Consider the following 11,417-nt stretch of genomic DNA (forward strand, 5'->3'; position numbering starts at 1 on the left):
GTCGGTTTGCTTTTGACAGGCTCGGCGTTTGCGATTGTCTTGGCCTACACTGTGCGTTTTTTCGCGATTGCGCAGGGGGCAGCTGACGCGGCGATGGGGCGCGTTGCGCCCTCACTGCCAATGGCCGCGCGCTCTTTGGGGCAGACACTCGGTGGGACGCTTCGGCGCGTGTATATTCCGCTCATTCGTGGCTCTGTCGGCACGGCCTTGCTGTTGGTATTTGTTGATTGTGTCAAAGAATTGCCCGCCACGCTGTTGCTGCGCCCATTCAACTACAACACCTTAGCCACGCGCGTGCATGAGAAAGCCTCTCTTGAGCAGCTTGAACAAGCCTCTCCAGCAGCCCTGTTGGTGATTTTGGTGGGGCTCATCGCGGTGTTGCTTATGGCGCGGTCCGAGAACGCATCGGACTTAGCCTAAAGTCACCTGCGCCACTGCGTTGAATCACCAAAATGAGTCGTGATCTCATGCTGTTTGAGACGACGCGCCACGCTGGTTTGACGATGCTTTTTCGATCTGCAAAAAATTCCGATTTTTCCCGATTTTGCGAAAACCCAAGAAAATAAGGCGTTCCGCAAGCGCCTTAAACAGGTGCTCAAAAAAAAAGTGAGTTCGCGCAAAAAACTCTCAAAAATCCTCTTGCACCCCCCCAGCAAAATCCTTAAACGACCCTCAGTGCCCCTATAGCTCAGCTGGTAGAGCAACTGATTTGTAATCAGTAGGTCCGCGGTTCGAGTCCGTGTGGGGGCACCATTTATCCAATAAAATCCATCAGTTGTTCGAAGTTTTCTCGCTTCGGATTGTTTATATGTTGCAGTTGTTGACTGTTTTGATGTCGCGGAGCGGCCTACGCGGGAACATAGTGCGCTGCGCTTGTTGAATATGGGATTTGAACAAGCCAAGATGCAGAAATTAAACAAAAATACTGCCGATGTGCCCTTTCTTCGAATCCCGATAACAATACAACCAGATACGTCCCTGGCTTCCAATGTATCTGGAGCTGTGAATGCGCAGCGGATCAGTTTGCTTCCTCGTTACATGCTCCCGCGGCGCCGCTTTGCATTCAAAGGTGGCAAGCGCGCCTCGACGGAACGCAAGTCTCACAGGCGATATATTGAACGAGCCCCCCCACACACACGACAAATGACATATTTCGCTGCGGCATGGGCCGGTGTGCCCGACGTGGTCTAAAAATAAGGCACAAACGTTCTTAGACGATGCATCCGTGTTACTTCAGGGGCGCAACAGTCAGATTAGCAATCATATAATTGTTCGCTTGCTGGACGGGCCGTCTTGTGCGTGCAACACTCTGGCCATGCAAATTGATCAAAAATCTCCGACCACCGCTTCTGTTTTTTCCGACCTAAGAACACGTGCTGTTGATGTGTTTATGGCAGGCGTCCGCGAAGCTGATCCCGCTGATGGGGTAGAGCAGGCGTTGAGCGGGAAATCATTCAACCGTCCGACTATCATTTCCGTCGGAAAGGCTGGCGTTTCTATGGCTGAGGCCGCGATGCGCAAAGTGCAGGCGGAAACGGTGGTTGTGGTCACCAATTATGAAAACGCGCGTCCACTAGAGGGCGCAGAAGTGCGTGCCGCTTCGCATCCGATCCCTGACGATGAAGGCGCGCGCGCCGCTTTGCGCGTCGAAGAAGCGCTTTGCATGGCGAAGGGCGACGTGATCGCGTTGATTTCAGGCGGAGGCTCTGCGTTGCTGCCTGCACCTGTGAACGGCGTGAGTTTAGAAGACAAGGCTAAGGTCAACGCACTGTTGATCGCTTCGGGGGCGGACATCGTCATGATGAACCTGATCCGCCAACAGCTGTCTCGTCTGAAAGGTGGCGGGTTCTTGCGGGCGGCGGCACCTTCGCATGTGACAACATTGGTTCTGTCCGATGTGGTTGATGACGATTTGCGCGCGATTGCCTCGGGGCCGTCAGTGTCGCCCATCGGGTCGCGTGCGGACGCCGTTGCTGCGTTGAAATCTTTGAAGGTGTGGAACCGTTTGCCATCGTCTGTGCGCGAACATTTGATGAAACCTGAAAGCGACCTTGGGCCTTTGCCAGAAAGCGAAACCATTTTGGTTGGCTCTAACCGGCGGTCTGTTTCTGCGATGGCGCGCGCGTCAGGTGGGGGCAAGGCCAAAGGGGTGCACGTATTCCCTGCGCCTTTGACGGGGGATGTTGATGAAGCAGCTCATGTCATTTTGGACTGCGTCAAGGAAAAGGGCATTTACCTGTTCGGTGGCGAAACCACGGTGAAGCTTGCGGGCAAAGGATTGGGCGGGCGCAATCAAGAATTGGCGCTGCGCGTGGCGCGTCTTGCTGGCGAACGTGGTCTTGAGGACTATGTCTTCCTTTCTGGCGGCACAGATGGGCGTGATGGGCCAACCGATGCAGCTGGTGGGCTGGTGGACAGCACGACCCTGTCACGGCTTAAGGATGCTGGCGTTGATATTGACGATGTTCTTGCGCGCAATGACAGCTACCACGGTCTTGAGGCTGTGGGCGACTTGCTCAAGATTGGGGCTACGGGGACAAATGTCGCCGATCTTCAAGTGCTTATACTGCCTTGATCAGACCTTAGATGAAAATCCATAAATGAGTTGGTGCAGCCCAAAGGCGGCACCTGCGACGATGGCTGCCATTGTAAGCGGTGCGAGGTATGCCAGCACGGACATTGCTGAAAGGCCTTGGCCGATGGTGCAGCCAAACGCCAAAACGGCGCCGATCCCCATCAATGCGGCTCCGCCAATTTGACGCTTTAGTTCGCGCGGATCATCACAGGCTTCCCATCTGAAATGGCCTTTGATCAGTGATCCAATGGCTGCGCCTATTAACACGCCTGCGATGGAGCCAACGCCAAATCCGGGTGATGTCGCAGACGACATCATAAGATAAAACATCGTGTCACCGATGGGCGCTGCAAAGCTGTGCGAGGTGATAGGTTCCGCGTTAAATGTGGCGTCTGAAATCCACGCGGTGCCTGCCCAGCCTGACACAATCACCAGCCCGACGATTGCCGCCCAAATTACCGCAGCGCGATCACGCAAAAACGCCTTGGACGCGAGTGACGCAAGCAAGATCAGTGCGCCGATGATCATGCCGATGGGTGCTAGAGGAAGGCCGAAGTCGCTGATCCAATGAGCGATGCCTGATGGTGTTTCAGACAGGTGAGGCGGGAATAATGTCGCGCGCAACTGTGCCAAAGGGCCATTGAGGGCAACATAGCTTGAGAGTCCCATAACGACGACGATCACAAAGTTGCGCAGGTCGCCGCCACCGAGGCGGGCCAATGCGCCAAATCCGCAGTTACCTGCCAGCGCCATGCCATAGCCAAACATCAAGCCGCCAAGAATTGCAGAAATTGGCGACCAGTCTAACGTGAGGTATGCCGTTTGTGCTGGGTCAAAAAGATCAAAGGCGACTAGTGTAAAAACACCCATGATTGCAACGCCAATCGCAACGCCCCATTGTCGCGCACGTAGGCTTGATCCTTGATATAGGAGGTCTTCAATCGCGCCCATGGAACAAAACCGTCCCAGACGTGCGGCCAGACCAAGGCCGATGCCTCCAAAACATCCAACAAGGGCGGATAACACGCCGGGGTCGAATGCGTCGAACATCTTAGACGTTCACGGAGGGTGGGATGCCCGCCTTAATCAATGCTTTTTGCCGCAGGGGTATCATCGTTGCAGAACAACTCATAAACCACTTCGAGAACGCGTTTGGGGCGATCATCGGTCAGGGAATAATAAATCGCTTTGCCATCGCGGCGCGGTGTCACCAACCCTTCAAGGCGCAACCGCGCGAGCTGTTGGCTGACCGCAGCTTGCCGCGCAGACAAAAGGTCTTCGAGTTCCGTGACGGATTTTTCGCCCGTAACAAGGTGGCACAAAATCATGAGCCGCCCTTCGTGGGACAGTGCCTTGAGCATGTTGGCAGCGTCACGTGCGCTCGACATCATTTTGTCGAGCTCCGCTTCTGACAGATCATCTTCAAACACTGGCAGTATAGAGTTCATTGTCTCAGCCCCTCATTGCTAAAACGCGATTTCGTCCATTATCGCATCAATACCGTCCTGAGCGCAATGCTCATCAATATCCGGCCCAGGGGCGCCAGAAACGCCGATCCCAGCGACAATCGATCCTGCCGCCTCGATGACCACACCGCCGCCCAAAGCCAGCGGTTCTGATAGCTCGCGAATACCTGACATCATCTCACCTGGGCCAGTGAGTTTGCCAAGTTCAAGTGTTGACGTGCGAAACGAAACGGCCGTCCACGCTTTGCGCCGTGCCGTTTCAAAAACATGCAAGCCTGCAAAGCGATCGCGCAGGTACACTTGCGGGATGCCAAAGCGGTCCACCACCATGACGCCGACTTGATAGCCTTGCTCGCGGCAGCTTTCCAAAGCAGCAACTGCCGCCGCGCGCGCCACTTCGGGTTTAAGAACTTTGAAGGTCACAAAGGCGTCGTCTTCGTCAGCAAAACCTGTGCCAGTTGTTGCAACCAAGAGAGCTAAGCCTGCTACAAGATGTTTCATGTTGGTTCCTCCCGTTCGTGATTAAGTTATTTTATTCAATTGCTTGCGCATCGAAGTCAGTGTGTGACTGCAACGTCACCGTCATCATTGACCAAAACATTTCGTCGCCGCCGTATCCTTCGATCCGGGCTTGCTCAACGCCGTCTTGTATCAAAACGAATGTGGGCGTAAGCACCAAAGGCGAATTGAATGCGATGTCCGTCGGGCGCGCCTCGTGCAGATCGATCCGGCGCAGCGGGGCGAATTTGCCTTCTGGCGTTTTCGGGTAAATGTCCGCGACCTCAGCATCCCAACGGGCGCAATACACGCAGCCAACTTGTTCAACCATGATCAACTGTGTGTCGTGCGCGGCGCTATCGCGTGCGGCATCTGACTGGGCGCCATGCGCTGCGCCAAGTCCGAAACTTAGCGCTGCCGCTAAGGAACCACTGGCAGCACCTGCTAGAAATGTGCGACGTTTGAGCATTGCTGTTTTCGTGCCTTTGAGCCTGATCTGTTGACGTGACCTTAACAATCAACGTAATTTGAATATGTGAATAACACAAGGCGTCTACGTGATGACGTCTTCGTAAGTAAGGAAACAACGGAGGACAAGTATGTTAGATGTATCGCTGATCTCCGCTTTTCTAGGGGGGCTGATTGTCTTCTTTTCGCCCTGCATTTTGCCGATCGTGCCATTTTACCTGTCCTACATGGCTGGCGCGTCGATGGGGGAAATCAATCAAACAGGGCAATTGGCGGACGGGGTGCGCAAGCGCGCTGTGATTTCGTCGATCATGTTTTCGCTTGGGATCATCACAGTCTTTGTCGGGCTTGGGGCTGCCGCTTTTTCCTTCAGTCAAGTGTTTCGCGGGCAGCAAGATCTGTTTCGCATTCTTGCCAGCGCAATCGTGTTTTTGATGGGGTTGCACTTTTTGGGGATCATTCGCATTGGGCTTTTGAACCGGCAATTTCAGGTGAACGCGGGCGACACATCCAACATGAGCGTTCTTGGGTCATACGTGGTCGGGCTGGCGTTCGCTGCGGGATGGACACCCTGTGTGGGCGGCGTTTTGACGGCTGTTGTGTTTACGGCGTCCGTTGAGGAAACGGCCCTGAGAGGCTTGATACTGATGCTGGTGTTTGGGGTGGGCATGACGTTGCCCTTTGTCGTTGCAGCCATTTTCATCAAACCGTTCTTGCGATTTGCGGCGCGGTTTCGCCGGCACCTGCCGAAAGTTGAGAAGCTCATGGGCGTGTTTTTAATCGTATTTGCGCTTCTTATCGTCACCAATTCTGTCAACGTGATTGCGGCTTGGATGCTGGACGTGTTTCCTGCCTTCACCAAAATCGGATCAACAGGGAGTTTGTAACTCATGTTTAATGCAACTCGACGCGCCTTTGGCGTTGCTGCGCTGATGTTCCTGACGGGGGCTGCACCGGCCTCTTCGTTCGAAATGGGCGACGATGGTCTGCACAAGACCTCTTGGCAGCGCGATACGTTCAAAGACCTGCGTGAAGATCTCGAAGAAGCCAATGCCGAAGGCAAGCGCCTGATGGTGATGGTGGAGCAGCGCGGATGTATCTATTGCACCAAAATGCACGAAGAGGTGTTTCCCGATCCTGAAATCACCCAGTTGATTGAGGACAATTTCTTTGTCGTTCAGATCAACATGTTTGGCGATGTTGAGGTGACAGATTTTGACGGTGAAGTTTTGCCCGAGAAAAAGATGGTTCAAAAGTGGCGAACGTTGTTCACCCCAACGACATTTTTCTTTCCAGAAGAGGTTGGTGAGGGGCTGAGTGCACCGCTCGCATCCGCGTCCACCGTGCCCGGCGCGTTTGGTCGCATGACGACTTACAACATGATGACTTGGGTGCTTGAACACGGGTACGATAGCGAAATGCCGTTTCAAAAGTATCATGCGGAACGTGTGGTGCAGCAATTAGAATTCGGTAAACTCGGACGCGATATACAATGATTCTAATAGGATAACTGGCCGTCTTTGCGCAGACATCATGGCGCAATATATAATAAAATTCAATTTTTTGAATTTATCCTTGCGTTAAAATGAAATCGTCGGCTAGGCTACCTAACAACATACACGTCTGTCTCGGGAGGGGATATGAAACGGATCGCAACGACTTTTGTCGTACTTGGCCTTACGGCCGGTGCCGCACTTGCAGAAGTGGCACCAAGTGACGTCGCTTTCGAAGATGGTGCAATCGCGCAGTCTTTGTCTGGTATGGCTGGCAACCCAGAAGAAGGGCGTAAAATCATGACGTCCAAGAAACTCGGCAACTGCGTGTCTTGTCACGCCGCTGAGGATTACGCCGATGTGCCCTTCGCAGGCGACATCGGACCTGTACTTGACGGGGCTGGATCGCGCTGGGACGAAGCACAAATTCGCGGCATCGTCGCAAACGCCAAAATGATGTTTGAGGACACAATGATGCCCTCGTTCTACAAAACAACTGGCTACATCCGTCCAGGCGATGCTTTTACCGGCAAAGCCGCGAAAGGTGAATTGCCACCACTTTTGAGCGCACAACAAATCGAAGATGTTGTTGCCTATCTCATGACGCTGAAAGACGAGTAATCGCATTTCTGCCAGAAGATTTTTTGAGGAGAACACTATGAATCTCACACGACGTGACGCATTGGCGCTAGGACTTGGAGCGACTGCCGCTTCATTGCTTCCAATGCGCGCAACAGCTGCCGCAGATGACGCGATCGCAGCCTTCACTGTGGGCGCAGAACTTGGGTCCAGCGGCGTGACTTTGACGGCGCCTGAAATCGCCGAAAACGGCAACACTGTGCCTGTCTCTGTTGATGCACCCGGTGCAACAGCCATCATGATCCTTGCAATGGGCAATCCAACGCCGGGTGTTGCGACATTCAACTTTGGCGCTTTGGCTGGCTCACAATCTGCGTCGACACGCATGCGCCTTGCTGGCACGCAAGATGTTGTCGCAATTGCCAAATTGGCAGACGGTTCGTTTGCGAAAGCATCCAGCACCGTAAAAGTAACCATCGGCGGCTGCGGCGGCTAATCAACCGACTTATCTAGGAGACCATACAAATGGCATCAGGTGTAAAACCCCGCGTGAAAGTCCCTAAGTCGGCAGCAGCTGGCGAGACAATCACCATCAAAACGCTCATCTCTCACAAGATGGAATCCGGTCAACGCAAAGACAATGACGGAAATGTTATCCCGCGTTCGATCATCAATCGCTTTACCTGTGACTTCAACGACCAGTCGGTCATTGATGTGAAAATGGAAGCGGCCATTTCGACCAATCCATACTTTGAATTCGACGCCATGGTTCCAGAAGCTGGCGAATTCAAGTTCACTTGGTACGACGACGACGGCGATGTTTACGAGACAACAAAAGCAATCGCAATCGCATAGGTATCAAGTGCTTAGGGAGGAAATACGCATGAAAATGAATTTGCTTAGCACAGTGTTTGGCACTGCAGCTGTTTCAGCACTTCTTGTGACAGCGCCTGCGTTTGCAGATGAAGAGGCAGAGCTGGTCGTCAATGACGAAATCAATATGGTGACCAAAACTGCCGCACCCGCGCATATGGCGGACAGTCTTGACGAGATCTTGTCTGGTTGGCGCTTTCGGTCAGATGAAACGCAAGCGATGCAGCTTGATGATTTCGACAATCCGGGCATGCTCGGTGCCGAAGAGGGTCTTGCACAGTTCGAGACCGTCATGGGCACGCAAGAGAAGTCCTGCGCTGACTGTCACGATGGCCCTGAAAGTCTGTCCACCGTGCGCGCCACCTATCCAAAATGGAACGAAGGTGCTGGCGAAGTACGGACAATGCAGATGCAAATCAACGACTGTTTGACCAATCAAATGGGCGCGGAAGCTGAAAAGTACGACAGTACAAAAATGATCAACTTCGAAGCCATGTTGGCGATGGTGGCACGGGGCACACCTGTGAACGTCGCCATTGATGGGCCTGCGCAATCCACGTGGGAGCAGGGCAAAGAAATGTACTACGCCCGTACTGGTCAGCTTGAATTGTCATGTGCCAACTGTCACGAAGACAATTACGGCAACATGATCCGTGCAGACCACTTGTCCCAAGGTCAAATCAACGGCTTTCCAACGTACCGTTTGAAAAACGCCAAACTGAACGGCACGCATTCTCGCTTTAAAGGCTGTGTGCGCGATACACGGGCTGAGACCTACAGCCCTGGTTCGCCCGAGTTTGTAGCGCTTGAGCTTTACGTGGCCTCACGCGGCAATGGCTTGTCGGTCGAAGGACCGTCTGTACGCAACTGATACGACATTGCCCCGCTGGATTTGTCCATGCGGGGCTGTGTTTTCCTGAATACATTCAATTTTACGCATGAGAGGCCGCCAGTGCCCTTTGCGCATTTCGGAGCACAGTATGATCAATCGTCGCGACTTTCTTCAGGTGTCTATGGCCGCTACGGCTTTGGTGGGGGCGTCAGGCTTTGGCAATTGGTCGCGTCTGGCCGCGCAGCAGCTTTTGACCCAAGATCAACTGTTGGATTTTGACACCTTTGGCAATGTGTCCCTGATCCACGTCACCGATATTCACGGCCAACTCAAGCCGATCAATTTCCGCGAACCGTCGATCAATATCGGGGTGGGGGAAAACAAAGGCCAAGTGCCGCATATCACCGGTGCTGAGTTCCGCAAGCTTTACGGCATCGATGATGGCTCTGCCTCACAATATGCCCTGACCTCTGACGATTTCGCAGCCTTGGGCCAGACTTATGGCAAAGTCGGCGGCTTGGATCGTGTGTCCACCGTGATCAATTCCATCCGCGCGGCGCGCCCTGATGCTTTGTTGCTGGATGGCGGCGACACATGGCATGGGTCGTACACCTGTTATCACACTGAAGGCCAAGACATGGTCAATGTGATGAATGCGCTCAAACCTGATGCGATGACATTCCACTGGGAATTCACGCTCGGATCGGATCGTGTGCGTGACATCGTGCAGGACCTGCCGTTTGCAGCACTTGGCGCCAATATCTATGACGCCGAATGGGATGAACCAGCCGAAGATTTCGCGCCTTACAAGTTCTTCGTGCGTGGTGGCGTGAAGATCGCCGTCATCGGACAGGCGTTTCCCTATATGCCGATCGCTAATCCTGGATGGATGTTCCCTGAGTATTCCTTTGGTATCCGCACTGAACGCATGCAAGAGGTCGTCGACGAGGTGCGCGGGCAGGGCGCTGAGCTGGTCGTGCTTCTGTCGCACAACGGCTTTGATGTTGATAAAAAGATGGCGGGTCTGGTCAAAGGCATTGATGTTGTTTTGTCTGGCCACACCCATGACGCTTTGCCTGAGCCTGTGCTGGTGGGCGAGACGATCATCGTTGCCTCTGGGTCTAACGGCAAATTTGTTTCCCGCGTCGATTTGGACGTGCGCGATGGCCGCATGATGGGCTTCCGTCATAAACTGATCCCGATCTTTGCCGATGTGATTGAACCCGACAAAGCCGTCACTGCTGTGATCGATGAACAGCGCGCGCCTTATGAGGCCCAAATGTCCGAAGTGATCGGCGAAACTGATGGCGTGCTTTATCGTCGTGGTAATTTCAACGGCACATGGGATGATCTGATCTGTGACGCGCTTCTGTCAGAACGCGAAGCTGACATCGCCATGAGCCCCGGTGTACGTTGGGGGCCGTCCTTGATGCCTGGCGATAAAATCACTCGAGAAGATATCTTTAACGCGACCTCAATGACCTATCCAAACGCGTACCGCTCTGAAATGACAGGTGAATTCATCAAGACGATCATGGAAGACGTGGCGGATAATATTTTCAATCCTGACCCCTATTACCAACAAGGCGGGGACATGGTGCGTCTTGGCGGGCTTGGCTACCGGATCGATGTGACCAAACCCCAAGGGGCGCGGATTTCTGACATCACTTTGCTGAAAACCGGCGAACAGTTGGACCCTGCAAGGTCCTACGTTGTCGCGGGTTGGGCCTCAGTCAATGAAGGTACGGAAGGCCCTGAAATTTGGAATGTGGTCGAAGATCATATCCGCAAGATTGGCACCGTAAGCCCAACTGAGAACACGTCGGTCAAAGTCGTCGGCGCCTAAACTTGTGCCGCCTTGCTGGTTTGGCAAGGCGATTTTCAAACCACAAATTCATTCACAAAAATGAATGAAAGAATGCCTAAGGGAGACATCCCCATGAGTGACAAAGTCGAAGAGACCAAAGAAGAACAGGGGCAAAACCAAGGCCCGTCGCGGCGCGCGTTTTTGCGTGGGGCCGCGGCCACGGGGGCGGGACTTGCCGCTTCGGGCGCCGCCGCCCAAGACACGCCCGATCCGCTAATCACCGAAGTTCAAGACTGGGCCTCGGGCACAGGCGACGGCGTAGATGCGACACCTTACGGCATGCCGATCCAGTTCGAAGGCGATGTGGTCCGGCGAAATGTCGAATGGCTGACCGCTGACACGATTTCGTCGATCAACTTTACGCCGATCCATGCGCTTGACGGTACTATCACGCCGCAGGGCTGTGCGTTTGAGCGGCATCACTCGGGTGCGATCGAGCTAAGCAAATCGGACTATCGTTTGATGATCCACGGGCTTGTCGATCGTCCGCTTGTGTTCACCTACGCTGATCTTGAACGCTTTCCGCGTATTAACAAGACCTTCTTTTTGGAATGTGCGGCCAACACCGGCATGGAATGGGCCGGCGCGCAGTTGAATGGCGCGCAGTTCACCCATGGGATGATCCATAATATGGAATATTCTGGCGTGTCCTTGCGCACGCTTTTGGAAGAAGCTGGACTGGATGCAGCTGGCGATTTCAAAGACAAATGGGTCTATGTTGAGGGCGCAGATGCATCCTCAAACGGACGCTCTATTCCGCTTGAAA

Annotated in this window: 13 protein-coding genes, 1 tRNA gene and 1 pseudogene; 11 read left to right on the plus strand and 4 right to left on the minus strand. The window is 53.7% G+C overall.

What is annotated here, in order from left to right; genetic code table 11:
• The 3 genes and pseudogenes from ABF287_RS10885 to ABF287_RS10895 form a co-directional block, all read left to right on the plus strand.
• Nucleotides 1-420 (plus strand): annotated as a pseudogene (locus ABF287_RS10885) (iron ABC transporter permease); the annotation flags it as partial.
• A 257-nt stretch (nt 421-677) separates the two neighbouring features.
• Nucleotides 678-753, plus strand: a tRNA-Thr gene (locus ABF287_RS10890).
• A 562-nt stretch (nt 754-1,315) separates the two neighbouring features.
• A complete protein-coding gene (locus ABF287_RS10895; RefSeq protein WP_347185032.1) occupies nt 1,316-2,575 on the plus strand; it encodes a DUF4147 domain-containing protein in 1,260 nt (419 codons plus the stop codon).
• On the opposite strand, the gene ABF287_RS10900 is transcribed toward ABF287_RS10895, so the two are convergent.
• The 4 genes from ABF287_RS10900 to ABF287_RS10915 are packed head-to-tail and all read right to left on the minus strand — an operon-like array spanning nt 2,576 to nt 5,008.
• A complete protein-coding gene (locus tag ABF287_RS10900) occupies nt 2,576-3,625 on the minus strand; it encodes a YeeE/YedE family protein (protein WP_347185033.1) in 1,050 nt (349 codons plus the stop codon).
• A gap of 32 nt (nt 3,626-3,657) precedes the next feature.
• Complete coding sequence (locus ABF287_RS10905; RefSeq protein ID WP_347185034.1) at nt 3,658-4,023, minus strand: metalloregulator ArsR/SmtB family transcription factor; 366 nt, start codon at nt 4,021-4,023, stop codon at nt 3,658-3,660.
• Nucleotides 4,024-4,041: 18 nt separating this feature from the next.
• A complete protein-coding gene (locus ABF287_RS10910) occupies nt 4,042-4,542 on the minus strand; it encodes a heme-binding protein (protein ID WP_347185035.1) in 501 nt (166 codons plus the stop codon).
• A gap of 31 nt (nt 4,543-4,573) precedes the next feature.
• Nucleotides 4,574-5,008, minus strand: coding sequence for a hypothetical protein (locus ABF287_RS10915; RefSeq protein ID WP_347185036.1), 435 nt, complete (start codon nt 5,006-5,008; stop codon nt 4,574-4,576).
• 130 nt (nt 5,009-5,138) lie between these two features.
• Here ABF287_RS10915 and ABF287_RS10920 point away from each other — a divergent pair, with 130 nt between their 5' ends.
• From ABF287_RS10920 to ABF287_RS10955, 8 genes are all read left to right on the plus strand, one after another.
• Nucleotides 5,139-5,894 carry a cytochrome c biogenesis protein CcdA gene (locus ABF287_RS10920; RefSeq protein WP_347185037.1) on the plus strand — a complete coding sequence of 252 codons (756 nt, stop codon included), beginning with the start codon at nt 5,139-5,141 and terminating at the stop codon, nt 5,892-5,894.
• Nucleotides 5,895-5,939: 45 nt separating this feature from the next.
• Nucleotides 5,940-6,503: a thioredoxin family protein gene (locus ABF287_RS10925; RefSeq protein WP_347185044.1), complete on the plus strand. Its 564-nt coding sequence runs from the start codon at nt 5,940-5,942 to the stop codon at nt 6,501-6,503.
• A gap of 144 nt (nt 6,504-6,647) precedes the next feature.
• Nucleotides 6,648-7,121 carry a sulfur oxidation c-type cytochrome SoxX gene (gene soxX, locus ABF287_RS10930; RefSeq protein ID WP_347185038.1) on the plus strand — a complete coding sequence of 158 codons (474 nt, stop codon included), beginning with the start codon at nt 6,648-6,650 and terminating at the stop codon, nt 7,119-7,121.
• A 37-nt stretch (nt 7,122-7,158) separates the two neighbouring features.
• Complete coding sequence (soxY, locus tag ABF287_RS10935; protein ID WP_347185039.1) at nt 7,159-7,575, plus strand: thiosulfate oxidation carrier protein SoxY; 417 nt, start codon at nt 7,159-7,161, stop codon at nt 7,573-7,575.
• A gap of 29 nt (nt 7,576-7,604) precedes the next feature.
• A complete protein-coding gene (soxZ, locus tag ABF287_RS10940; protein WP_347185040.1) occupies nt 7,605-7,934 on the plus strand; it encodes a thiosulfate oxidation carrier complex protein SoxZ in 330 nt (109 codons plus the stop codon).
• A 28-nt stretch (nt 7,935-7,962) separates the two neighbouring features.
• Nucleotides 7,963-8,823 (plus strand): sulfur oxidation c-type cytochrome SoxA, encoded by an 861-nt coding sequence (soxA, locus tag ABF287_RS10945; RefSeq protein ID WP_347185041.1) that lies wholly within the window; start codon nt 7,963-7,965, stop codon nt 8,821-8,823.
• Nucleotides 8,824-8,932: 109 nt separating this feature from the next.
• Complete coding sequence (gene soxB, locus ABF287_RS10950) at nt 8,933-10,630, plus strand: thiosulfohydrolase SoxB (RefSeq protein WP_347185042.1); 1,698 nt, start codon at nt 8,933-8,935, stop codon at nt 10,628-10,630.
• A gap of 93 nt (nt 10,631-10,723) precedes the next feature.
• Nucleotides 10,724-11,417 (plus strand): molybdopterin-dependent oxidoreductase (locus ABF287_RS10955; protein ID WP_347185043.1); only part of this gene is annotated, 694 nt, incomplete at its 3' end.

It is taken from the genome of Pacificibacter sp. (assembly GCF_039769035.1).
Taxonomy (GTDB): Bacteria; Pseudomonadota; Alphaproteobacteria; order Rhodobacterales; family Rhodobacteraceae; genus Celeribacter.

Bases quoted from the DNA above. Each gene is read 5' to 3' on its own strand.
- ABF287_RS10895 (WP_347185032.1), top strand. From the start codon at position 1,316: ATGCAAATTGATCAAAAATCTCCGACCACCGCTTCTGTTTTTTCCGAC.
- ABF287_RS10900 (WP_347185033.1), bottom strand. From the start codon at position 3,625: ATGTTCGACGCATTCGACCCCGGCGTGTTATCCGCCCTTGTTGGATGT.
- ABF287_RS10905 (WP_347185034.1), bottom strand. From the start codon at position 4,023: ATGAACTCTATACTGCCAGTGTTTGAAGATGATCTGTCAGAAGCGGAG.
- ABF287_RS10910 (WP_347185035.1), bottom strand. From the start codon at position 4,542: ATGAAACATCTTGTAGCAGGCTTAGCTCTCTTGGTTGCAACAACTGGC.
- ABF287_RS10915 (WP_347185036.1), bottom strand. From the start codon at position 5,008: ATGCTCAAACGTCGCACATTTCTAGCAGGTGCTGCCAGTGGTTCCTTA.
- ABF287_RS10920 (WP_347185037.1), top strand. From the start codon at position 5,139: ATGTTAGATGTATCGCTGATCTCCGCTTTTCTAGGGGGGCTGATTGTC.
- ABF287_RS10925 (WP_347185044.1), top strand. From the start codon at position 5,940: ATGTTCCTGACGGGGGCTGCACCGGCCTCTTCGTTCGAAATGGGCGAC.
- soxX (WP_347185038.1), top strand. From the start codon at position 6,648: ATGAAACGGATCGCAACGACTTTTGTCGTACTTGGCCTTACGGCCGGT.
- soxY (WP_347185039.1), top strand. From the start codon at position 7,159: ATGAATCTCACACGACGTGACGCATTGGCGCTAGGACTTGGAGCGACT.
- soxZ (WP_347185040.1), top strand. From the start codon at position 7,605: ATGGCATCAGGTGTAAAACCCCGCGTGAAAGTCCCTAAGTCGGCAGCA.
- soxA (WP_347185041.1), top strand. From the start codon at position 7,963: ATGAAAATGAATTTGCTTAGCACAGTGTTTGGCACTGCAGCTGTTTCA.
- soxB (WP_347185042.1), top strand. From the start codon at position 8,933: ATGATCAATCGTCGCGACTTTCTTCAGGTGTCTATGGCCGCTACGGCT.